A 23,777-nucleotide genomic window follows, 5' to 3' on the forward strand; every position below is an offset into this window, starting at 1 on the left:
GTGAGCAGCACGACCACATGGTGGACGGGTGGACGGGTGGAGGGCGGGGGAGGGGGCGGCCGGGTCCGGAAGGCCGGGGACCGCGCGGCCGGGCGGGTGCGCGGCTTCGGTCCGCCGGGCCTACCGCCTCGGTGCGGAGTGCCGGCCGCTCCTGCCGCGCGGTTCGCTCCGGGGCCGTCTGGTCTTCGGGACCAGCAGTGCCCCGAGCAGCCCGGCCGCCAGGACGTACGGCCACCATCCGAACGCTGAGGAACCGCCCGCGCCGGCGCCGTGCGCCTCGGCCGTGACCGCTCCCGGCGACTCCCGCCCGTCCGCGTCCGCCGACGGGGTCGCGGCCGTGGCCGTCAGGACGACGTCGTTGCCGTCGCCGCCCTTGTAGGTGATCCGGTAGACGGTTTCGTGGAGTCTCACCTCGGCGCCCTCGCGCAGGCCGTCGAAGGAGCCGCTCACGGGTGTGCTCCCGGCGTGGTCCAGGACGGTGACGGCGGGCAGCGGGTCGCGGGCCGCCGTTCCGGAGGCCTCGCCGGGAGCGGCCGCGGTGCGTCGTGGGGCGGCGGCGCCGGCGGAGGGGGCCGCGGAACCGGTCGCCGCCGGGGCGGTCCGTGCGCCGGACAGGTCGAGGCCGCCGGCCAGGGTCACCTTGCCCGACACCTTCAAGGGGGCGGTCGTCAGGACCAGTTGGCCCTCGTCGCGCTGGGTGTAGGCGCCGGACACCGTCAGGCCGCCGGTGACGACGCCCTCGTTCGTCACGGCGCCGCGCACGGTTCCCCTGCCGCTCAGCGCGCTCGTCACCCGCAGGGCCGAGCCGCCGGTGTCCAGCCGTGCCGCCGCGGACGTCAGCCGGACGGCCCTGCTGTTGGCCAGCGTCGCCCCGTCGGCGAGCGCGAGGGTTCCGCGTTCGACGGTCGTCGTCCCGGTGTAGGTCACCGCGGATCCCGTGAGGGTCGTCGTCGCGGCCCCGGACTGCACGAGCGAGCCGCCGCCGCCGACGCGGGACAGGGAGACCGCCTTCTTCGTGTTGTGCACGACGAGCGTGCCGTCGTTCACGATCCGCCGCCGGTCGGTCCCGGTGAGGAGGGAGCCGTCCCCCCGCGCCGACCCCAGGCGCAGGATCGCCCCCTTCTGCACGGTCGTCGAACCGTCGTAGTACTGCGCGGCGGCGAAGGTGACGTCGTTGCCCTTCGTCCCGGCGATGACGATGTCGCCCGCGCCCGGCGCGGCCAGCGTGTCGTGGTACCTGCCGCCGCCGATCGGCGCCCCCAGCGTGACCGGCCCGTCGTAGTCGAACGTCAGCAGCGACCGGCGTCCGGAGGCCTCGTGCAGGTTGACGTAGACGGTGTCCCGGGTGCCCGGCATGAAGATGTCGTGCGTGGTGCCGTCGCCCCACCGCACGTCCGCGCCCTCGATGTTCGTGCCGCGCTTGTTCAACCGGTGGGGTATCGCGCGCCAGTTGAGGCTCGGGTCGCTGAGCGAGGGCGCGGTGTCGCCGCCCCGGTCGCTGTAGCTGTACTGGCCGGTGAGGACGACCTTGCTGCCGGGCCGGGTGTGGACGTTGACGTCGCTGCCGTACTGCCGTTGGTAGAAGTTCTGGCGCAGGGTGACCGTCTGGTTCAGCGGGGTGTCGATGATCCAGGAGCCCTGGTTGAGGATCGCCCGGGCGTGCGGCAGCGACACCGGGTACTCGGGCCGGCCGGCCGCCGTGCCGGTGCCGTTGTCGATGACGCCGGAGAAGGGGTGGGCGCCGGCCAGGTCGAGGGTGCCCCACATGTTGCGGGGCTGGGTGACCAGGCCCGAGCCGCTGATCGTGCCGATGTTGAACGTGCGGGTCAGCGACAGGCGGAGCGTGCCGTCGACGCGGATGTTGAGCTGGTTGAGCCGGTAGCCGGGAGTGTCGTAGGGGAAGTGCCCGATCAGCCCGGTGGCCCCGCCGACGCCGTACTGCAGGGTCGTCCCGCGTTCCACCGTGATGGCCGGCGGGTCGGGGGCGCCGACCGTGGTGTACGGGTGGTTGCCGCCCTGCGTGCGCACCACCTGCCGCCGGCGCGCGGCGGGCAGGGTGAAGTCGCTGTCCTTGCTCAGCACGAGCGTCCCCCCGCCCCGGACGGTGAGCGTTCCCTGGCCGCGGAACACGCCGCCGTACGTCGTCGTCCCGGCGGGCACGGTCACCGCGGAGTCGCCGGTGAGCGTCACGTCCCGGTCGGCCAGCACGTCGGCGGTGACGTCGCGGACGCCCGCGGCCACGGCGGGAGGGGCGACGGCGAGGAGGGCCGCGACGGCTGCGAGGGCGCCGGCGGCCGCGGTCGAGGTGTGAAGTGGGCTGCGCACACCTGGGAGACGCGCCACGGCGGGCCGGATAACAGAAATCTTTCTACTCGATCGCGGCGGCCGCTCTCCGCGCCCCGGAAAGCCACCGTCCGGCCGCAAAATTCCGGAAAGGGCTTTCTGTCAAGTCCCGTCGGACCCGTTGACCTGCCCGTAACGCGCCCTTACCTTTTCGGCGTTCGCCATTCCACATGTCGTTCGCGGTACCGAACACAGCCTTCTCCTGCGGGGCAACCGCTTGCCCCGCGGGCCGTCCGCGGCCCGGGACCGCCGGACCTGGACGCCGACGGTCCCCGGAGCGATTCCCCCACCCCTGTCCCCACTCCCGCCCCCCTGCCGAACTCACCCCCCACTCCCGCCCCCTGCCCCCCCTCACCCCCCTGCCATCCCGCCCCCACCACGACCCTCTGAAGGAGAGTGCGTGAGATGAGACGTGCGTACACGGCCCTGCTGGCCCTCTGCCTGGCGCTGATCGGCGCCTTCGCCACCGCGGGACCCGCCCAGGCGGCGCCCGTGACGATCGCCAACGGCGTCCAGTTCACCGACACTTCGGGTGATCCGGTGCACGCCCACGGCGGAGGCGTCCTCAAAGTCGGCTCCTACTACTACTGGTTCGGCGAGGACCGCAACGCCGACAACACCTTCCGGTACGTGGACGCCTACCGTTCCACCGACCTGAAGAACTGGGAGTTCCGCAACCACGTGCTCACCCGGTCGAGCGCCTCCGAGCTGGCCACCGCCAACATCGAGCGGCCGAAGGTGATGTACAACGCCGCCACCGGCAAGTTCGTGATGTGGATGCACAAGGAGAACGGCGCCGACTACAGCGAGGCCCGGGCGGCCGTCGCCGTGTCGGACACCGTCGACGGGAACTACAGCTGGCAGGGCAGCTTCCGCCCGCTCGGCCAGCACATGTCCCGGGACATCACGGTCTTCGTGGACACCGACGGAGCCGGGTACATGATCTCGGCCGCACGCGAGAACTACGACCTCCAGATCTACCGGCTGACGGCCGACTACACCGGCATCGCGAGCCTGGTCGCCGACCCCTGGCACGGCGGGCACCGGGAGGCGCCGGCCCTGTTCAAGCGCAACGGCGTGTACTTCATGCTCACCTCGGCCGCCACCGGCTGGAACCCCAACCAGCAGCAGTACGCGACGGCGACCTCCCTCGCCGGCCCCTGGACGGCCATGAAGGACGTCGGGGACGCGACCGCGTACGGCTCGCAGACCGCGTACGTCCTCCCCGTCCAGGGCGGCTCGGGCACCTCCTACCTCTACCTGGGCGACCGCTGGGGCAACTCCTTCGGCGGCACCGTCAACGACTCCCGCTACGTCTGGCTGCCGCTCGCGTTCCCCACATCCACCTCGATGTCGATGTCGTGGACTCCCGAGGTCACCGTCGACACGGCCGCCGGCACGGTCACCGGCACGAGCGCCGTGTACAACACGCTCGTCGCCCGGCACAGCGGCAGGTGCGCGGACGTCACCAGCCAGTCCGTGCGGGCGGGGGCCCAGATCAAGCAGTACGACTGCAACGGAGGGAACAACCAGAGGTACTGGTTCAAGCCCGTCGGCGGCGGCTACTACCAGTTGGTCGTCAGGAACAGCTCCCTGTGCGTGCAGGAGAACGCGGGCACCGTCACCCAGGAGGACTGCGGCGCGTCCGTCACCGCCCAGCAGTGGTCGCCGGTGACGTCCGGCAGCTATGTGAACCTCACGTCCCGCGCCACCGGAAAGTGCCTGGACGTGAACGGCGCGTCCACCGCCAACGGGGCCGCCGTCATCACGTACACGTGCAACGGCGGCGCCAACCAGCAGTGGACGCGCGGCACATGAGACCGCGGCTCACGGCTCACGACGTGACGGCGTCACGGGCTCACGGGGTCGTGGACGGCGCCGTCATTCCAGCAGGTCGAGGGCGTCGATCGCGGTGCCCGCGCTGAGATAGGCGGCCGCCCCCGAACCGCTCACCACGTTGATCCGCAGCACGTTGTACCGGCTGGTGTCCGTGAGCCACGCACTCGCCGGAACGCTGTAGGTGAACGTGTGGTTGTTCCCCCGGTAGGACCCGTTCGTCAGGGACCGGGTGTTCGGCTGGGTGGGCGGGGAGGGGACGGGCGAGGTCCACGTGTCGTTGACGACGACCTGCGGCCGGCCGTTGGCGTAGGCCGTCGTCACGCCGATGCGCAGGGTGTGCGCGGCGGCGGCCTGGGCCGCGGTCAGCCGGAAGTGGACCAGCAGACCGCTGTTGACGTCCTTCCAGAGGTAGCAGGGGAAGGACGAGGTCTCGCCGCCGCTGCCGATCACGACGTTGCCGGTCCAGGGAGCGGCCCGTACGTCCGAGGGGTGCGCGTACGTCATCAGGTCGGCGTTCTTGAAGCCGCTCGGTGTGCCCGTCCAGTCGTTGACGCGCCAGATGGCGCGCGCGTTGCTCGGGTCGTTCGACGACGGGACGGCGATCGAGTTCAGGGTGGTCGTCGCGCCGGCGGACACGGTCACCCGCGTGCTGTACACGGCCAGCTCGCTCTTGTGGACGGTGAGCGTGTACGTCCCCGGCAGCACCCCGGCGATCGAGAACCAGCCGTCCGAGGCGCGTGCCGAACCCCAGTACTGCGCAGCCGCGTTGGCCAGGCCCACCGTGTACGGATACGCCGGGTCCCGGCCGGTGATGCCGACGCCCGCGACCCGGCCGCGCCCGCCCGCGCCGACGTAGCCGGAGATGCCGAGCGAGTCGGCCCAGGGCGTGGTCAGGTTCCGGGAGAAGAGCGCGGAGGACGGCGCGCCGCCGTCCGTGAAGGCGATCACGTAGGGGCCCTGGAGCCCGAAACGCTGCTCCTCGGTCTGGTTCTGGCCGTAGTAGAGGATCTCGTACAACCCGCCGCCGTCGGCGCTCTGGTGGCGCAGGAGGGAGCGGTAGAAGGGGCCGCCCGAGGCCTTCTCGTGGTTGCTGCGCACCATCCACAGGCCGACGCCGCCGCTCGCCCAGCCGACGTAGTCGTAGTCCATGACCCGCAGCCGGGAGTAGTGCTTGGAGCGGGTCTGGCCGTCCGGCTTGGCGAAGACGTCGGAGGCCTCGATGGTGCTGGTCGTGTAGGTGTACGAGTCGGGCTCGTCGTTCAGGAACCGGCCCGCCCTGACCCGCACGATGTACCGGGTCGCGGAGACGGACGCGTCGGCCTTGTGGGTCCACAGGTAGACGTTGTTCTCACCGCTGCGGGCCGCGTAGTAGTGCTTGAGCGTGCCGTGCGTGACCGAGACCAGGATCGTCGCCCCGGACTGGGAGATCCTCACCGTGGAGCTGCCGAGGCCCGACTCGATGTGCGAGTTCTTGCCGCCGTAGCCCTGGTACTCGACGCCCCGGTGGACGAGCGAGGTGAGGTCGCCGGTGGTCTTGCTGACCTTGAAGACCAGGGCGGCGCCGGTGTCGACGACGTAGTTCGCGCCGTCGTCGGTGTAGCCGAACGACGCCGCGGCGGCCGGGACGGCGAGCGGCCCGGCGAGCGCGGCCGAGCCGGCGGCGGCGCCGAGGACGAAGGTGCGGCGTCGGACCTGCCTGGGGCTGTCGGATCCGGACATGGGGGTGCCTCCTTCGGGAGGTGTGGGGGTGCGAGTGCCTGAGAGGGTGACAGTTGAATCGATTTCGCGAAAGGGCTTTCACGCGTGTGGGGTCGGTGATCACGGGAAATCCCGTCGAGGTCTAGAAAGCGCTTGCCGGGAGGCGGTACCGTCCTGCCGCCACCCCCTGTCCCCCCACGGAGGAGCCGCACGTGAGACGTTTCACCCTGGCCGCACTGGCGGCGCTGTCCCTGACGGCCGGTCTGACGTCCGTCCCCGCGTCCGCCCGCACCGGTCCGGCGTCCCTCCCCGCCACCGCCCGCACCGGCGCGCCCCTCGGCATCGACCACTGCACCGCCACCGCATGCCACTTCGACGTCCCGCCCGGCTCCTACGACGTGCGGGTCGTCCTCGGCGGCGACGCCGCGTCGAGCACCGCCGTCACCGCGGAGACCCGGCGCGCCGTGCTGCCCGAGACCGCCGTCCCCGCCGGCGCCCGCACCGCGCGCACCTTCACGGTCGACGTCCGCACCCCCGAGGGCGAGCCGACGGGACCGGACGGCGCCCCCGGACTGGACCTGGCGCTCGGCGGCGCCGCGCCCGCACTGGCCGGCATCAGGGTCACTCCCGCCCGGCACGCGCGGCGGATCTTCCTCGTCGGCGACTCCACCGTGTGCGACCAGCCCGCGGAGCCCTACACCGGCTGGGGCCAGCAACTGCCGCAGTACCTGCGCAAGGGCGTCTCGGTCGCCAACTACGCCGATTCCGGGGAGAGTACGGTCACCTATCTGGGGAACCCACAACTGTGGGACACGGTCCGGCCGCTGATCCGCCACGGCGACCTCGTCCTGGTCCAGCTCGCCCACAACGACAAGACGACCGACGAGACGACGTACCGCACGAACCTCGAGACCCTGGTGGCGGGGGTGAGGCAGCAGGGCGGGCGACCGGTCCTGGTGACCCCCATCGTGCGCCGGTGGTTCAATGCCGACGGCACACTGAACAACCCGACGGCCCTGCTGGTCAACGGACTCGGCGTCGACCACCCGGCGGTCATCCGCTCGGTCGCCGCCGCGCGGGGCGTACCGCTGATCGACCTGACGGCACAGACCAAGGCGCTGGTGGAGTCCGCGGGCGTGGAGGGCTCCAAGGCGCTCTACCTCTACAACGAGAAGCGCGACAACACGCACACCTCCCCGCACGGCGCGACGGTCTTCGCGGGCCTGGTCCGCGACGGACTCGTCGCCCGGCACCTGGTGCCGAAGGGCGCCGTGCGCGTGGGATGAACGCCTGGGGGCGTCCCGACCGGAACCGGGACGCCCCCAGGTCCCGTCCGCGCCCGGAACCGGGACGCCCCCGAGCCCGCCCCGCCCCGCCCTCCCTGATTGCCGACCGGTCGCCCAGGAAAGAAACGACAGATGCAGCTCCCCCCGCCCGACGCCGCCCGCAGCCCCCGCACCGGATACACCCGGGCCCACTGGGAGGCGGCCGCCGACGCCCTGCTCGCCGCCGTGGAACCCCACGCCACCGACGACCGCGCCCTCTACCACTTCCCCGGCTCCCGGACGAGCTGGTCCGGACGCCTCTCCGACGGACTGGAGGGGTACGCCCGCACCCTCCTCCTGGCCGCCTTCCGCCGTGACGAGAGCGCGCTGGAGCGCTACGCGACCGGCCTCGCCGCCGGCGTGACCGGCGTCTGGCCCCGCATCGAGGACCGGAGCCAGCCCCTCGTCGAGGCCGCGTCGATCGCCCTCGCCCTGCGCCTGACCCGCCCCCTGCTCTGGGACCGCCTGGACGACGGCGTCCGGCAGCGCGCCGCGCACTGGCTCGGCGACGCGCTGACCGCCGAACCATGGCCCTGCAACTGGGAGTTGTTCCCGGTCACCGTGGGCGGCTTCCTGGCGGAGATCGGCCACGAGCCGGAGGCCTCCCGCAAGGCCATCGACCGCGGCCTGGAGCACATCGAGCAGTGGTACGCCGGCGACGGCTGGTACACCGACGGCCCCGGCCGCGCCTTCGACTACTACAACGGCTGGGCGATGCACCTCTACCCGGTCCTGCACGCCTGGCTGGCCGACGACCCCGACCTGCTCGCCCGTTACGGAGGCCGCCTCAGGGCGCATCTCGGCGACTACGCCCGCCTGTTCGGCGGCGACGGCGCGCCCCTGCACCAGGGCCGCTCCCTCACCTACCGGTTCGCCACCACCGCGCCGCTGTGGCTGGGCGCCCTGACCGGCCACACCCCGCTGCCGCCCGGCGAGACCCGCCGTCTGGCCTCGGGCGCGCTGAAGTACTTCCTGGAACGCGACGCGGTGGACGACCGGGGGCTGCTGACGCTCGGCTGGCACGGTCCCGACGAGTCGGTGCTACAGGGGTACTCCGGACCGGCCTCCCCCTACTGGGCGAGCAAGGGCTTCCTCGGCCTGCTGCTCCCGCCCGACCACCCGGTGTGGACGGCGCGCGAGGAAGCGGGGCCCGCGGAGCGGGAGAGCGCGGTCACGCCCGTCGCCGCCCCCAACTGGCTCCTCCAGTCGACACGTTCCGACGGTCTGGTGCGGCTGCACAACCACGGCTCGGAGGACGTCCGTTACGACCCCTTCTACACGCGCTTCGCCTACTCCACGGTCACCCGGCCCCGGGTCTCGCCGCCGGACAACTCCGTCACGGTCGGCGGCGACCCGCACCGCGAGGGCATCGTCTCCCTCGGCGTCGGCGCGGGCTGGGCGGCCTCCCGGCACACGCGGGGCTCCGGCGCCACGGTCACCAGCCTGGTGGTCGCCGAGGGGGCGGTGGAGGTCCGGGCCCACCTGGTGTCCGGCGCGCCCCCCGGGACGCCCGTGCAGGTCACGGGCTGGGCGCCCGCGGACGGCACGGACGCACGGTCCGAGCTGGTGGGCGTGCACGAGCTGACGGGCGGCTCCGGGCCCGCGGGCGACTGCGTGCTCTCGGGGACGGTGGGGGAGGGGCCGACGCTCTTCGTCGCGCTGGCCCGCCTCACCGCCGAGCAGGACCCCCGGTCCCTCGCGCACTCGGTGTCCGTGGAGGTGGGACAGGCCGCCGACGGCGACGCCCGGGATCTGACCGTCCGCTGGCCGGACGGCCCGGAGCAGCGGTTCCGTTTCCGGCCCACGGCCTCGGACGCGGGACCGGAACCGGGGCGGGAACCGGGGCCGTGGTCGGTGGCCCCGCGGTGAGACGGCCGCGAGGGCCGGAGGCCGGGGGCCGACGGTGGCCTGGGGGACGGGAAGGGCGACCGCCCCTCGGGCGTCGACGGGCCGCCGCAATTGCGTTGCCCCGTGTCCCGGCGTCCACGACAATCCGCGCATGACTTCCGCCTTCCGGCACGTGACCATCGACTGCTCCGACGCCTACGCCCTCGCCGGCTTCTGGTCCGAGGTGCTGGGCCGGCCTCGCCACGAGGACGACCGGCCCGGCGACGAGGAGGCGCTCATCGAGGACGCGGGCCTGCTCTTCGTCACGGTGCCGGAGGCCAAGAAGGGGAAGAACCGCATCCACTTCGACCTTCAGCCGCAGGACCGCACCCGCGAGGAGGAGGTCGAGCGCCTGCTCGCCCTCGGAGCAGCCCTCGTCGACGACCACCGCAGACCGGACGGCACGGGATGGGCGGTCCTGGCCGACCCGGAGGGCAACGAGTTCTGCGTGGAGCGCAGCGCGGCGGAACGGGCGGCCGGCTGAGACGACGAGGGCGGGCTGCGGGCGGGCGGGCTGCGGGTTACGGGGACGGTTCGGCGTCCGCCGAACGCAGCCGCGGCTAGCGTCGGCGGCATGCCTGCACCCGGTGCGACCATGAGCCCCTTCTCCGCGCTTCACCACGGCGACGTCCCGCTCCTCCTGCCCAACGCCTGGGACCACGCCTCCGCGGTGGCCATGGCACGGCAGGGCTTCCCGGCGATCGGGACGACGAGTCTCGCGGCGGCCGCGGCGGCGGGCCTGCCGGACGGGACCGGCGCGACACGGGACCGGACGCTGGAACTGGCCTTGACGCTCGGTCCGCAGCCCTTCCTGCTGTCGGTCGACGCCGAGAACGGGTTCAGCGACGATCCGGACGAGGTGGCCGATTTCGCGTGCCGGCTGGCGGCCGCGGGCGTGGCCGGCGTCAACCTCGAGGACGGCATGGGCTCCGTCGACCGGCACGCCGCGAAGATCGAGGCCGTCAAAGCGGCCGCGCCCGGCCTCTTCGTCAACGCGCGCACGGACACGTACTGGCTCGGCGGACACGACGAGGCCGAGACGCTGTCCCGGCTCGACGCCTATCAACAGGCGGGCGCGGACGGGGTGTTCGTCCCCGGGATGGCGGACGAGCGGCGCATCGCCGCGCTCGTCGCCCGGCTCGGCGTCCCGCTCAACGTCCTCTACTCGCCGACCGGTCCCACCGTCGCCCGTCTCGCGAGCCTGGGCGTCGCCCGCGTCAGCCTCGGCTCGCTGCTCTACCGGCGGGCCCTCGGCGCCGCGCTGGAGGCGCTGGACGAGATCGGCGCGGGAGGACGGGTGAGCGGCCGTACGCCGACGTACGCGCAGACGCTGGAACTCGCCGCCCCCACGCCCGCGGAGCGCTGACACGGCAGCACCCCGCCGACCGCCGCCGCCGACCGGCCCCGAGCAGCCGTGGGTCACCGTCCCTCACCCGCGGATCACCCGGCGGTCATCCGTCGATCGTCCTGCGGTCATCCGTCGGTTTCGCTCTCCCGTGGCCAGTGGGTGAGGGCCGTGTGCAGTGCGTCGATCGCCTTGTCCCACGACCGCCGCACGTCCCGCGACGCGCCGAAGCCGCCGCCCGCCTCCAGCAGGCAGTAACCGTGGAAGGTGCTGCGCAGCAGGCGGACGGCGTCGGTGAGGTCGGGCTCGTCGAGGCCGTAGCCGCGGAGCATGCCGTAGGTGATCTCGCCGGTGCGCCGCAGGGCCGGGGAGTCCGCGGTCAGCTCCCGGTCGAGTTCCCGGTCGATGCGGATCTGGGTCGCGGCGTACCGGCCCGGGTGCCGCAGGGCGTAGTCGCGGTAGGCGCCGGCGAAGGCGGCCAGCGCGTCCTTGCCGGCCAGTCCGACGACGGCCGCGGCGATGCGGTCGATCATCTCGGCGCCGACGAACAGCGCCAGCCGGGTGCGCAGTTCGCGCAGGCTGCCGACGTGGGAGTACAGGCTCGCGTCCTTGACTCCGAACCGGCGGGCCAGCGCCGAGAGGCTGACGTTCTCGACACCGGCCTCGTCGGCCAGCTCGGCGGCGGCCTCGACGAGGCGGTCGGTGGTCAGGCCGACTCGTGGCATGGGGACCGCCTTGTGTGCGGGGACCGGCAGGGTTCAGCCAGGATCCTAGAGGTTCCAGGCGGGACACCCTGGCCCGGCCGACCCGCCCGCTGACCGACCGACCCGCTGACCGGCCGACCCGCCGGCTGCCCGGCCGACGGGTCGGCCGACCGGTCAGGCGGTGGGCGTGAAGACGAACGAGAAGCGTGCGGGCGCCGCGTTCAGGAAGTACCGGGGCAGCGGGCCCGGTCCGCAGGACTGGGAGCCGAGGCCGTGCTGAGCGTGGTCGAGGTTGACCCACACCGTCTCGCCCGCGACGAGGTCGGTGCGGTGGGCGGCGGCGTCGAGCTGCTCGGTCGTCCAGCGCCGTGCGGTGAACCAGAACGCGGGGTCCCCCTCGACGCGCAGTCCGCCCAGCTCCGCCCAGCGGACGTCGGCCCGGGCTCCGTTCTCCTGCGGGCGGACGTACGGCGTGTGCAGGGCGTCGACGGTCGAGCGCCACCGGCCGAGGGCCGACGCCGACCTGCTGTCCGGGTACGCCTCGCCGGGACCGCCGCCGAACCACGTCACCCGGTCCGCCGCGGACAGCCCGAAGCGGATGCCGAGGCGGGGGAGCGGGAACGTCCAGTCGCCCTCGGGGGTCACGGAGACGGTCAGCCGCACTCGGTCGCCGTCCGACGTCCACCGGTAGGCCGTCGACAGACCGATCTCCCGGCCGGCCGGGGCCACCCGGGTCCGTACCGTCAGGGCGTCGTCGCCGACGTCGACGGCGTCCAGCCGGTGCCGCATCCGGTGCAGGCCGAACGTGCGCCACAGCTCGCTGTGGCGCACGTCCGTCTGCCAGGCCGCGCCGTCGTCGTTGTCGGTGGTCGCCCGCCACACGTCCAGCCGCAGGCCGGTCACCGCGACCGGACCCAGGGTGCGCAGTTCGCCGGTGCGGGCGTCGAAGGAGGCGGGGCCCACGCTGACGAGCCGGTCGCCGGCGGCGGGCGCGACCGCCGGGCCGAAGGACGGCGGCGTCGGCGCCGCCGCCGCCACCTGGCCCCAGGCGACCACATGCCCCGCGTCCGCCCAGGCGGTGTCCTCGGCCAGTACGGCCCGGACGGTCCATCCCGTCTCCGTGCCGGCCGGGACGCCGGCGGCCGGCTCGGGCAGTTCGACGTCGGCCGACTCGCCCGGCGCGAGCGGCGGCACGGCGAGGGCCCCGGAGGCGAGGGTCTCGCCGTCCGCCTGGAAGGCCCAGGTGAACGCCAGCGCCGACAGGCCGGCGAAGTCGTGCTTGTTGGTGACGCGGACCGCGCCCTCGGGGGTGGCCTCCAGGGCGACGGGCTCGATCACCTTCTTGAACTCGACGAGGCCGGGGGAGGGCGTGCGGTCGGGGAAGAGCAGGCCGTCGCAGACGAAGTTCCCGTCGTGCAGTTCCTCGCCGAAGTCGCCGCCGTAGGCGTATCCCAGCTCCGGGTGCCGGATGCCGTGGTCGATCCACTCCCAGACGAACGCGCCCTGGAGCCGGTCGTGGGCCTCGAAGATCCGCTGGTAGTCGGCCAGTCCGCCGGGGCCGTTGCCCATGGCGTGGGCGTACTCGCAGAGGATGAAGGGCAGTTCGCGCCGTCGGTGCGTGCCGCCGTCGAGGCCCTGTCCGATCCGCTCCACCTCCTCGTGGGAGGCGTACATGCGGGAGTAGACGTCCGTGTCACGGCAGCCGAGGTCGCCCTCGTAGTGCACCAGGCGCGAGGAGTCGCGGGCGTGGATCCACTCGGCCATGGCGGTCAGTCCGCGCCCGGTGCCGGCCTCGTTGCCGAGGGACCACATGACGACCGACGGATGGTTCTTGTCCCGTTCGACCATGCGGGCCGCGCGGTCGAGGAGGGCGGGGGTCCAGCGGTCGTCGTCGACGGGGTTGTCCCGCCAGTCCTGCTCGACGAAGCCGTGGGTCTCCAGGTCGCACTCGTCGATCACCCACAGCCCGTACTCGTCGCACAGGTCGAGGAACGCCGGGTGCGGCGGGTAGTGCGAGGTGCGGACGGCGTTGACGTTGTGCCGCTTCATCAGCAGCACGTCCTCGCGCATCGTCTCCACGTCCAGGGCGCGGCCCGTCTGCGGATGCCACTCGTGCCGGTTGACGCCCTTGAAGAGGACCGGACGTCCGTTGACCTTGATCAGACCGTCCGCCAGTTCGACGGTGCGGAAGCCGATGCGCAGGGGCACCCGTTCGCCGGGCGTCACCAGCTCGCCGTCGTAGAGCGTGGGCGTCTCCGCCGTCCACGGCCGGACCGTCGCCGTGACCGCCCGGCCGGTCGGGACGTCGATGCCCAGGGCGGGCACGACGACCCGCCCGTCCACGTCGGAGTCGACGCACAGCCGCCCCTCGCCCGTGACGTGGTCGTAGGAGGCGTGCACGAAGAAGTCGAGGACGGCGCCCGCCGGGCGGTGCAGCAGCGTCACGTCACGGAAGATGCCCGGCAGCCACCACTGGTCCTGGTCCTCCAGGTACGAGCCCGCCGACCACTGGTGGACCCGGACGGCGAGGACGTTGCCGCGGGCCTTGAGCAGATGGCCCACCGCGAACTCGTGGGCCAGCCGGGACCCCTTGAACTCGCCGATGTCCGTGCCGTTCAGCCAGACCCGTGCGCAGGACTCGACGCCGTCGAAGCGCAGGACGGCGCCGCCGTCGCCGGCGTCGGGCCACCCGTCGGGCAGGTCGAAGACGCGCAGGTGGTCGCCGGTCGGGTTCTCCGTCGGCACCCGGGGAGGGTCGACCGGGAAGGGGTAGAGGTGGTTGGTGTAGGCGGGGGATCCGAACGCGCCGTCTCCCTGGAGCACCCAGTGGCCGGGGACCGTGACCTCGGCCCAGTCCCCGGCGTCGTACCCCTGCGCCGCGAACGCGTCGTCCTCGGCGTCGGCGGTCGCCGACAGGCGCAGCCGCCAGCGTCCGTTCAGCGACAGGGACCGCGCGTCCGAGACCGCGTACCAGGCGCGGGGCGGGAGGGCCCCCGAGCCGGGCGACACGTTCTCGACGTAGTCGACGGACGGGGGTCCCCCCGCTCGTGCGGAACCGAGGGAGGGGGAGGTGCGCAAGGTCATCGGTCTCCTAGGTGTCTTGCCTCGTGAGGTCAGCCCTTGATGCCGGTCTGGGCGATCCCCTGGACCAGCCAGCGCTGGAGGAAGAGGAACACGAACACCAGGGGCAGGATGGAAAAGGCGGTGGCCATGAAGATCAGGTGGAAGACGACGGTCTGGTTGGTCATGTAGTTGGAGAGCGCGACCTGGACGGTCCACGAGCCCGGGTCCTGGCCGATGACCAGCGGCCACAGGAAGGAGTTCCAGCCGTTGATGAACGTGATGGTCGCCATCGCCGCGAAGAAGTTCAGCGAGTTGGGCACCACGATGCGCCAGTACGCGCCCCAGTATCCGAGCCCGTCCACCCGCGCCGCCTCCTCCAGCTCCTTGGGGAACCCGAGGAAGTACTGCCGGAAGAGGAAGCAGGTGAAACCGCTGAACAGGCCCGGGATGATCAGGCCCCGGTAGGTGTCCACCCAGCCGAGCGACGACACCAGGACGAAGCTCGGGACGAAGGTGACCGCCGTCGGGACCATCAGGGTGCCCAGGACGGCGTAGAAGACCTTGTTGGCGTGCCGGTACGGGATGCGGGCGAGGGCGTAGCCCGCCAGCGAGCAGACCAGCAGGACGCCCGCGGTGTGCAGGGTGGCCACCACCGCCGAGTTCCACAGGGACTGGCCGAAGGGCACCGTCTCGTCGGTGAACAGTTCCTTGACGTTGCTCCACTGGACGTCCGTGGGGAAGAACTTCCAGTTCTCCCCGGTGATCTCGGTGTCGGTGGAGAGGGCGTTGCGGACCAGCAGGTAGAACGGGACGAGGAAGAAGAAGGCGGCGGTCCCGGTGGCGATGTAGAGCCCGGTGGAGCTCATCACGCCGCCGCGCCGGTCTCGGCGGGGCTTCGGCGCCGGCGGTGCGGACTTGCTCACCTCGGGTGTGGTGGTGGTCACTTGGACTCCTCCCCCCTTCCGAAGCCCAGGAACTTGCCCTGGAGCAGGGTCACGGCGCAGATCAGCACGGTCAGGATGACCGCGCCGGCGCTGCCGGAGCCGTAGTCCTGGCTCTCGCCGAGGGCCTTGTAGTACAGCTCGACGAGCGGCGGGCGGCCCCACGTGGTCTTCGACAGCAGGTTGAAGAACTCGTCGAACGCCTGGTAGGCGGCGATGAGCAGCAGCAGGATCACCGCGGTGGACGTGGCGCGCAGCTGGGGCAGGGTGATGTGGCGGAACGTCTGCCAGCCCGGCTTGGCGCCGTCGATGGCGGCGGCCTCGTACAGCTCGCCCGGGATGTTCTGCAGCGCGGCCAGGAACAGGATCATGTAGAAGCCGGACTGGAGCCACAGCCGGGCCGAGACGATGACGACCCAGTACCAGGGCGGGTTGGGGTCGACCAGCCAGGCGATGTTGTCGATCCCGAACCAGGCGAGGATCGTGTTCATGAGGCCGAAGCGGACCCCGCTGAAGATCGACATCTTCCAGATCAGCGCGGCGGCGACGTAGCTGCACGCGGTCGGCAGGAAGAAGACCGAGCGGAAGAACGCCCGCATGAAGCGGAGCCGGTTCACCAGCAGGGCCAGGCCCAGCGAGAGCGCCCAGGTGGTCGGCACGATGAACGCGGCGAAGACGGTGAAGGTGACGAGCGAGCCGACGAAGTCGTCGTTCGTCAGCATGTACGTGTAGTTCTCGAAGCCGACGAACTTGTCGGGTGTGACGGTGAAGCGGGCCTCGAAGAAGCTGAGCCAGATGCTCCACAGGATCGGCGCGTAGACGAAGATCGCCAGGCCGATGAGGAACGGGCCGCAGAAGAGCCAGAAGTTGAACGTGGGGCTGCCCCGCAGACCCCGCCGCGGCCTGGCCGGTGAGGCCTTCGCCGGGGCGGGGGACGCGAGGTCGCGCGTCGTGGTCGTCGACATGTCGGAGTCCGTCCCGCGGCCTATCCGAACAGCTTCTTGAGTTCGCGGTTGACGGCCGCGTCGGCCTTGTCCAGCGCGGCCTCCGGGTCCATGTCCTTGCGGACGGAGTTGGCGAAGACGTCCTCGAGCGAGGTGCGCATGGCCTGGGTCCAGCCGATGTTGTCGAAGTGCCCGAACTCGTTGAAGAGCTTGACGCCCTCAGCGGCGTTGCCCGACTTGAGCTTGGTGGCGGTCTGCGCGATCGAGGTGCGCGGCGGGATGTGGAAGCCGAAGGAGGTGGCCCACTCCTCCTGGTACTTCTTCTGGTCGATCCACAGCCACTTGACGTACTCCTTGGCCGCGTCGACGTTCTTGCCCTTGGCGTTGACGAACATCGACCAGCCGCCGTTGTAGACCGACTGCTTGCCGGAGTCGATCGTCTTAGGGAACGGGAAGACGCCCCAGTCGTCGCCGAGCGCCTGCTGGATGGCCGGCATCGCCCACATGCCGCAGAACTGGATGGCGCACAGGCCCTGGTTGAGCGAGGAGGGGTCCCAGGACGCGGTCGGCGCGCCGAGCAGGAGATGGCCGCTGGTGAACAGCTTGCGCATCTTCTTGATGCCCTCGATGACGCCGGGGGTGTGGTAGGCGATCTCGTTCTTCTCGTTGAGGTGGTCCGCGCCTGCCGACCAGATCATCGTGTCGATGACGCTGTGCAGGTCGTCGCCCATGTACAGGCCCTTGACCTTGCCGGTGGTGAGCTTGGCGGCGGCTTCCATCAGCTCGTCGAGCGTGGTCGGGACCTGGACCTTGGCCTTCTCCAGCATCGACTTGCGGTAGAAGAAGAACTGCGGGTCGTCGATCATGCGGACGCCGTATATCTTCCCGTCGACCGTGTGCGACTTGATGTCGGCCGGGTTGAAGTCGCTCTTGACCGGCTCGATGATGTCGGTCAGGTCCGCCACCTGGCCGCTCTTGACCATCTGGATCTGCGGGTGGAACTCGAACAGGTCGGGCGCGTTCTTGGTGAGCAGGGTGGCGAACAGCTTGCTCTCGAAGTCGGCGCTGGTGATCCACTGGGTGGTCACGTCGGCCTTGTCGTAGGCCTTGGCGTACTTCTTGATGGCCTGCTCGGTGCCCGCCTCGCCGTACGCGTGGAAGAACTGCGTCAGGCCGACGCCCGAACCCGACCCCCCGCTCCTGCCGTTGTTGCCGCCGCAGGCGGCGAGCGTGCCGGCCGCGGCCATGCCCGCCGCGGCCCGGAAGAGGGATCGGCGGGACCAGTTGCTGTTGCTCATTGCCGACATGGCGACGTCCTTGTCTCGAGTACGGCTGCGGCGCGACGGCTGGGTGCCGGATGGCCAAATGGCGCTGCGGAGCGGGACGTTAACCTTCGGCTAAGGCTTCGGCAAGGGGTTGGACGAAGCCTGTTCGAAGCGTTGCCATCGGTTCGGCATGGCGAACAGGCGACCTGCCCGAGCGCGGCAAAAGGGCGGCAAAGGGCCGGGAAGGAAGAAGAGGTGAGGGCCGCCGGTGTCAGGGGCCGGCGACCCTCGGTCCAAAAGGGGTGGTCCCCGGACGGACTACCGCCCGGACAGGACCACGGGGACCTCAGGGATGTCGTGGACCGCGCCGGCCCCGGCGGATCCCTGCGGGCTCCCGGCCCGTGTGCGGGGGCGCGTCACCGGCGCGCCCCGCGGCCGTCGGCGGATCGCCGCACACGGCCGCTCCCGCTCATCCGGCCGGGGCCGTGCGACCGCGCGCTTCCGCGGAGACGGTGCGTCTGACGTTGCGCTGACCGACCGAGCGCAGCGCTCCCTCCAGCGCGAACGTCGCCGCTCCCAGACAGGCCGGATCGGTCGGGATCGGGCTGACGACGATCCGGTTGGCCGCCAGCGGCCGCTTCAGCGCATGGCGCGCCACCGCCTCGCGCACCTCCCGCACCAGCGGCTCGCCGAGCCGGGCGGCGACCCAGCTGCTCAGCACGACCACCTCGGGGTTGAGCAGGTTGACGAGGTTGGCGATGCCCGCCCCGAGGTACCGCGCGGTCTCGCGGAGCACCTGGACGGCCTCCGGGTCGTCCGCGGCGACCCCGGCCGCCAGCGCGTCGATGGTGGCCGTCTGGTCGTCGGGATGCAGCAGCGCGCTGTCCGGGAACAGCTCGCGGAGATTCTGCATGATGCCCGGCGCGCCGACGTACGCCTCCACGCAGCCGCGGTTGCCGCAACGGCACGGCCGTCCGTCCAGGACGAGGGTCGTGTGCCCCCATTCGCCGGCGCTGTTGCTCACCCCCCGGTGCAGTTCGCCGCCGAGCACCAGACCGGCGCCGACGCCGGTGCCGAGGTTCACCACCAGGGCGTCCCCGTGCCCCCGGGCCGCCCCGAACCACAGCTCGGCGACCGCGCCGGCCCGCAGCGGATTGTCCAGGTAGAGCGGATACGCGATGTGCTCCGCGAGCAGGTCGAGCAACGGCACGTCGTGCCAGTCCCAGTTGGGCGCGTACTCGGAGACGCCGGTCGCGCGGTCCACCTGGCCGGGCACGCTCACCCCGACGCCGAGCACCCGCGCGGCCTCGACCCCGGCCTGCGCGACCACCGAGCCGGCCGCCGCGGCGACATGACCCACCACCTGCCGCGGACGGCTCTCACCGGGGCGCATGTTCTCCTCGGCGCGCGCCAGCACGTTCAGCCCCAGATCGAACAGTTCGACGTGGACGTACGTCTCCGCGATGTCCACGCCGATCAACGCGCCCCCCGACGCGTTGACGGCCACGAGTCCCCGGGGGCGGCCGCCCGCCGAGTCCTCGAACCCGACTTCCGTGATCATGCGGAGGTCGAGCAGCTCGCCGACCAGGGTGGCGACCGTGGCGAGCGAGAGGCCGGTCGCTGCCGCGAGCTCCTGCCGGGAGGTGGGCGACGCGGCGATGATCTGGCGCAGCACCTCGTAGCGGTTCGCCGTGCGGATGTCCCGTGACGTGCCGCGCTTCATGGAACGTGCCCCCCTCATCCCTGCCGTCCCTTCGCATGCCGGGCGGGCCGGCACTGCGACGGCACCGGCGCCGCGCCAGGCTATGGCGTGCCACGACGTTCGACAAGGGGTTAGGAAAGGGGCTTTATAAAGTCGGCGGCCCTTGGGGCGTCAGCCGCCCAGAACGTCCCGCACGAAGGCGTTGCTGAACTTTCCGGCCGGATCCAGCACCCGCGCCAGGGCGGTGAAGTCGTCGATCCGGGGGTAGCGGCCGCGCACCGCGCCGGCGGGCGTCTCGAAGACCTTGCCCCAGTGGGGGCGCGGCTCGAACGGCTCCAGCGCCGCCTCCACGGCCCGCACCACCGGCAGCACCGCCGCCGTGTCCTCGATCCACGTGAAGTGGAGCGCCACCGTGTCCCGGCCGTAGGAGGGGCTCAGCCACTGCCGGTCGGCCGCCACGGTGCGCACCTCGCAGATCTGCAGCACGGGGGCGACCGTCCGCCGGATCCCGTCGAGCGCCCGCAGCGCCCGCGGCGCGTGCGCACGCGGCAGCAGGTACTCGCTCTGCAGCTCGTTGCCGCTGCTCGGGGTGAACTCCGCCCGGAAGTGCGGCAGCCGCTCGTGCCACGGGCCGGGCTCGCCGAACTGCGCCGTGCAGTTCACCGCCGGCATCCCCGGCACCGGATGCAGGGCCTCCACCGCGGGCTCGGCCCACGGGAAACCGCCGAACGGCTCGTCCGAGCGCCGCTTCACCCACACCTGCCGGAACCCGGGCGCACCCCAGTCGGTGAACAGGCTGACGCTGTACGCCGCTCCCGCGACCGCCTCGAAGTCGAGCCCCTCCAGCGGGAGTTCGGTGAACACGTGCTGCTCCACCTCGTAGGCGGGCTCCAGGTCGAGCGTGAGGGCGGTCACCACGCCGAGGGCGCCCAGCGAGGTGACGGCGCCCTCGAACCGCCGGTCGCCGCGCCCGACGACGACGGTGGAGCCGTCGGCGGTGACGATCTCCACCTCGCGCACCGAGGAGGCCAGCGGACCGTTGCCCACCCCGGACCCGTGGGTGCCGGTCGCCACCGACCCGGCGACCGAGATGTGCGGCAGGGAGGCCATGTTCGCCAGGGCGAGCCCGTGCTCGTGCACCCGGCGCGCCAGCTCGGCGTACCGGACGCCGCCGCCGACCCGTACCGTGCGGGCCGCCGTGTCGACGTCGATCCCTCCGGTCAGGCCGTCCAGCGACAGCAGCACCCCGTCCGCGCCCGGCTCGGCGATCTCGTTGAACGAGTGCCCGCTGCCGAGCACCCGCACCCGGGCGCTGTCCGCGACCAGCGTGCGCAGCTCGTCGAGGGAGCGCGGGCGGCGCACCTCGCGCGCGGTGAAGACGATGTTGCCGGCCCAGTTGGTCACGGTCTGCGTCATGCGGCTGCTCGCCCCTTCCGAGGAGATCGGGAACCCTCGGTTCCCAGGTCGAACCTACCCTGCCCGCAACACGAGGCCCCCGCCCCCGGCCCCGCGCCGGCAGGGGCATACCGTGAGGAGTCGTACGCCTGAGCCGGGAGGAGAGTCGGATGGACAGCCGTACCGCGCTGGTCGAGGATCTGATGGAGCGGTTTCCGCATGTGCCGCGGGAGGCCGTCGTCAAGGAGGACCTCCTGCGCGGAGGCGTGGCCTTCGACGCCTCCGCCCTGAGCGACAACGAGTCGGGTGAGGTCAAGCCGAAGTCGTACTTCATCTTCTCCTTCGACCACGGCACCCTGCCCGAACTGGGCGAGGCCGCCCTGCGCCGCCCGCCGGAGGAGATCATCCTCACGGGAGGCCCCTACGACCTGCGGCGCACGGTCGTCTCGGTCCGGGTGAACCCCGCCTCCCCCTACCGGGTCGCCGCCGACGACGAGGGCCTGCTCGGCCTGTACCTCGACGGCAAGCGCATCGCCGACGTCGGCGTGCCGCCGATGCCCGAGTACTACCGGCACAAGCTCTCCAACGGGAAGTCCGTCATGGAGGTCGCGCCCACCATCCAGTGGGGCTACCTCATCTACCTGACCGTCTTCCGGGTGTGCCAGTACTTCGGCGCCAAGGAGGAGTGCCAGTACTGCGACATCAACCACAACTGGCGCCAGCACAAGGCGGCCGGGCGGCCCTACACGGGCGTGAAGGACGTCGAGGAGGTCCTCGAGGCCCTGGAGATCATCGACCGCTACGACACCCAGAAGGCGTCCACCGCCTACACGCTCACCGGCGGCGCGATCACGAAGACCGTCGCCGGCCGCGACGAGGCGGACTTCTACGGCCACTACGCCAAGGCCATCGAGGAGCGGTTCCCGGGCCGCTGGATCGGCAAGGTCGTGGCCCAGGCGCTGCCCAAGGACGACGTGCAGCGCTTCAAGGACCACGGCGTGCAGATCTACCACCCCAACTACGAGGTGTGGGACGAGTACCTGTTCAAGATGTACTGCCCGGGCAAGGAGCGCTACGTCGGCCGCGACGAGTGGCACAAGCGGATCCTCGACTCGGCGGAGGTCTTCGGCGCCCGCAACGTCATCCCCAACTTCGTCGCCGGCGTCGAGATGGCCGAGCCCTTCGGCTTCGGCACCGTCGACGAGGCCATCGCCTCGACCACCGAGGGCCTGCGCTTCTTCATGTCGCACGGCATCACGCCCCGTTTCACCACCTGGTGCCCCGAGCCCACCACCCCGCTCGGCAAGGCCAACCCCCACGGCGCGCCGCTGGAGTACCACATCAGGCTGCTCCAGGCCTACCGCGCCACCATGGACGAGTTCGGCCTCGCCTCGCCGCCCGGCTACGGCCCGCCCGGACCGGGCCGCGCCGTGTTCTCGGTGAGCTCTTTCATGGACAGCCTTCCGGCGCGGGACGAGGCGGCCGTATAGTCCGGCGCGACCGCCCCGAACGGTCCGTCGCGAGAGGGTTTTCGCAACAGGTCCGAAAAAAGGCGCGCCGACGGTGAGCACGGAGGGGCCCGCGTCCGTACAACAGGGCGCAGCGGCGGACGCGGCCGCCCCTGCCACCCTGTCCTGCTGTCCTGACATGACATCTGAACAGGGCGCTTGTCAGTTGTGCGGGAAACGTGAAAAGCTCTGCCCCTGCCGCGAGGTTCCCCCCAACTCCATTGCCGTCATGGTGAGTTGACCTTGCTTGTGGATGCAGGAGACCCATGCCCGACCTGCCGACCCCGAAGGACGCCGCCGAGGCCGCGCTGTTCTCCGAGTGCTGGGACGCCGTCCTGTCGTACGCGGACCTGTGCACGTCCGGCTCGACCGAGGCGAACCAGCTGGCCCGAGAGGCGTTCGCACTCGGCATACGCGAGGCCCGCGCCGCCGAGGACGGCACCGCGCGAGGCGGCGGCCGCCGCTCGTCCCGGCTGCCCCGGATCCCCCTGCTGCTGACCGCCGTGCGCACCACGGCGGCCGCCTGGGAGGCCCGCGGCCAAGGCCACAAACTCGACCCCGACCTGCGCCTGTGGCTGAACTCCGGCAAGGCCGCACGCTACGTCGGACCCCCGCTGAGCCGTCCCATCGCCCTGCGCGGCCTGCGGGACATGCAGGAACCGGACGCCGCCCTGCTGTGGCTGGCGGAGGTGGAGGCGCTGCCGCTGCACGCCGTCGTCCGCCGCCAGGGCCTGGACCCGTCCGCGGCCGTCGAGGAGCTCAACGAGGTCCGCGGCCTGTTCCGCGACCGCTGCCACCGCAACCATCTCGACACGCCGATGGACGCGGAGTGCCGCAGCTACGTCCGGCTGCTGGACGCCGTCACCCGCTCGCCCGCCGCCGACACCCCGCCCGACCTCTCCCGCCACCTCGCGACCTGCGTGGAGTGCGCGGAGGCCGCCGCCTGTCTGCGTCTGCACGGGGGCGGGCTGCCCGCGGCCCTCGCCCAGGGCGTGATCGGCTGGGGCGGCCTCGCCTACCTGGAACGCCGGCGGCGCGCCGCCGAGGTGCGCCTCGGACCCGGACGCCCCGACACCGCCGACCCGGAGGGCGCGGCCGTCCGGGCCGCCGCGAGCCGGGCGCGCGTACGGCGCAACGCGCTGCTCACCGCCGCCGTCCTCGTCTCCGGGCTGGCGCTCGCCGTCTCGATGATGCCCGGCGACGGCGGAGGCGACGCCCTCGCCAAGGGCGGCCCCACGGACAGCAGCCCGGTGGCCGGGCCGCGCTCCGCCCCCCCGCCCGCCTCCTCGCCCGCGCCCTCCGCGGACGGCCCCGCGCCGTCCTCGTCCGGCCCCGCACCGTCCGCGGACGGCACACCGTCGGCGAACGGCGCCGGAGCCGACGGCGCGAGCAAGCCCGACACCGAGCCCCAGGGCACCTCCTCGTCCACCGCGGGCGCCGGAGACAGCGGCCGGGAGGCCGCCTGCGAGGTCCGCTACGACCTGGTCAACCAGTGGCCCGACGGCTTCCAGGCCACCGTCACCGTGACCACCGCCCAGGCGCTCGACTCCTGGCGCGTGGCCTGGTCCTTCCGCGACGGCCAGCGGGTGGACCAGATGTGGGACGCGAGCCTCGCCCAGAGCGGCTCCCGGGTCACCGCGGCCAACGCCGACTACAACCGGACCGTGTCCGCCAACGGCACGCTCACCTTCGGCTTCCTCGCCTCCTGGCACCAGAAGAACTCCGCCCCCTACGCGTTCACCCTCAACGGCAAGACCTGCACCGCCTCCTGAGGCGGACGACGGCCGGTCCGGTCGGCCGCCCTCCCGGGGCCCGGCC

At 72.2% G+C, this 23,777-nt stretch carries 16 protein-coding genes; 7 read left to right on the forward strand and 9 right to left on the reverse strand.

Annotated elements, in window-relative coordinates; all coding sequences use genetic code 11:
* Window positions 1–120 precede the first annotated feature (120 nt).
* Window positions 121–2,325 carry an autotransporter gene (locus OG802_RS27990; RefSeq protein ID WP_329414855.1) on the reverse strand — a complete coding sequence of 735 codons (2,205 nt, stop codon included), beginning with the start codon at window positions 2,323–2,325 and terminating at the stop codon, window positions 121–123.
* Window positions 2,326–2,748: 423 nt separating this feature from the next.
* Between OG802_RS27990 and OG802_RS27995 the strand changes: the two genes are divergently transcribed.
* Window positions 2,749–4,161, forward strand: coding sequence for an RICIN domain-containing protein (locus OG802_RS27995; RefSeq protein ID WP_329414857.1), 1,413 nt, complete (start codon window positions 2,749–2,751; stop codon window positions 4,159–4,161).
* A gap of 63 nt (window positions 4,162–4,224) precedes the next feature.
* Here OG802_RS27995 and OG802_RS28000 read toward each other — a convergent pair whose 3' ends face one another.
* Window positions 4,225–5,901, reverse strand: a complete 1,677-nt coding sequence (locus tag OG802_RS28000) for a rhamnogalacturonan lyase B N-terminal domain-containing protein (protein WP_329414859.1) — start codon at window positions 5,899–5,901, stop codon at window positions 4,225–4,227.
* 191 nt (window positions 5,902–6,092) lie between these two features.
* On the opposite strand from OG802_RS28000, the gene OG802_RS28005 reads away from it, so the two are divergent.
* From OG802_RS28005 to OG802_RS28020, 4 genes are all read left to right on the forward strand, one after another.
* Window positions 6,093–7,166: a rhamnogalacturonan acetylesterase gene (locus tag OG802_RS28005; protein ID WP_329414861.1), complete on the forward strand. Its 1,074-nt coding sequence runs from the start codon at window positions 6,093–6,095 to the stop codon at window positions 7,164–7,166.
* Window positions 7,167–7,298: 132 nt separating this feature from the next.
* Window positions 7,299–9,074, forward strand: a complete 1,776-nt coding sequence (locus tag OG802_RS28010; protein WP_329414863.1) for a DUF2264 domain-containing protein — start codon at window positions 7,299–7,301, stop codon at window positions 9,072–9,074.
* 130 nt (window positions 9,075–9,204) lie between these two features.
* On the forward strand, window positions 9,205–9,576 hold the full coding sequence (locus tag OG802_RS28015; protein ID WP_329414865.1) for a VOC family protein: 372 nt from the start codon (window positions 9,205–9,207) through the stop codon (window positions 9,574–9,576).
* Between the two features lie 90 nt (window positions 9,577–9,666).
* Complete coding sequence (locus tag OG802_RS28020; protein ID WP_329414867.1) at window positions 9,667–10,458, forward strand: isocitrate lyase/PEP mutase family protein; 792 nt, start codon at window positions 9,667–9,669, stop codon at window positions 10,456–10,458.
* Window positions 10,459–10,565: 107 nt separating this feature from the next.
* On the opposite strand, the gene OG802_RS28025 is transcribed toward OG802_RS28020, so the two are convergent.
* From OG802_RS28025 to OG802_RS28055, 7 genes are all read right to left on the reverse strand, one after another.
* A complete protein-coding gene (locus tag OG802_RS28025; protein WP_329414870.1) occupies window positions 10,566–11,162 on the reverse strand; it encodes a TetR/AcrR family transcriptional regulator in 597 nt (198 codons plus the stop codon).
* Between the two features lie 153 nt (window positions 11,163–11,315).
* Window positions 11,316–14,225, reverse strand: coding sequence for a glycoside hydrolase family 2 TIM barrel-domain containing protein (locus OG802_RS28030; RefSeq protein WP_329414871.1), 2,910 nt, complete (start codon window positions 14,223–14,225; stop codon window positions 11,316–11,318).
* Window positions 14,226–14,254: 29 nt separating this feature from the next.
* Window positions 14,255–15,148: a carbohydrate ABC transporter permease gene (locus OG802_RS28035; protein ID WP_329414873.1), complete on the reverse strand. Its 894-nt coding sequence runs from the start codon at window positions 15,146–15,148 to the stop codon at window positions 14,255–14,257.
* Window positions 15,145–16,110 carry a carbohydrate ABC transporter permease gene (locus OG802_RS28040; protein WP_329414874.1) on the reverse strand — a complete coding sequence of 322 codons (966 nt, stop codon included), beginning with the start codon at window positions 16,108–16,110 and terminating at the stop codon, window positions 15,145–15,147. Before OG802_RS28040 ends, OG802_RS28035 begins: the two co-directional genes overlap by 4 nt.
* A 20-nt stretch (window positions 16,111–16,130) precedes the next feature.
* Complete coding sequence (locus OG802_RS28045) at window positions 16,131–17,387, reverse strand: ABC transporter substrate-binding protein (RefSeq protein ID WP_329417439.1); 1,257 nt, start codon at window positions 17,385–17,387, stop codon at window positions 16,131–16,133.
* Between the two features lie 436 nt (window positions 17,388–17,823).
* Window positions 17,824–19,077, reverse strand: coding sequence for an ROK family protein (locus OG802_RS28050; RefSeq protein ID WP_329414876.1), 1,254 nt, complete (start codon window positions 19,075–19,077; stop codon window positions 17,824–17,826).
* A gap of 150 nt (window positions 19,078–19,227) precedes the next feature.
* Window positions 19,228–20,472, reverse strand: a complete 1,245-nt coding sequence (locus OG802_RS28055; protein WP_329414877.1) for an FAD-binding protein — start codon at window positions 20,470–20,472, stop codon at window positions 19,228–19,230.
* Window positions 20,473–20,621: 149 nt separating this feature from the next.
* On the opposite strand from OG802_RS28055, the gene OG802_RS28060 reads away from it, so the two are divergent.
* Window positions 20,622–21,941, forward strand: coding sequence for a radical SAM protein (locus tag OG802_RS28060; RefSeq protein WP_329414879.1), 1,320 nt, complete (start codon window positions 20,622–20,624; stop codon window positions 21,939–21,941).
* Window positions 21,942–22,225: 284 nt separating this feature from the next.
* The gene (locus tag OG802_RS28065) at window positions 22,226–23,731 is read left to right on the forward strand and encodes a cellulose-binding domain-containing protein (RefSeq protein ID WP_329414881.1); all 1,506 of its coding nucleotides are present in this window, start codon (window positions 22,226–22,228) and stop codon (window positions 23,729–23,731) included.
* Window positions 23,732–23,777: the final 46 nt, after the last annotated feature.

The organism is Streptomyces sp. NBC_00704, from assembly GCF_036226605.1.
GTDB lineage: Bacteria > Actinomycetota > Actinomycetes > Streptomycetales > Streptomycetaceae > Streptomyces.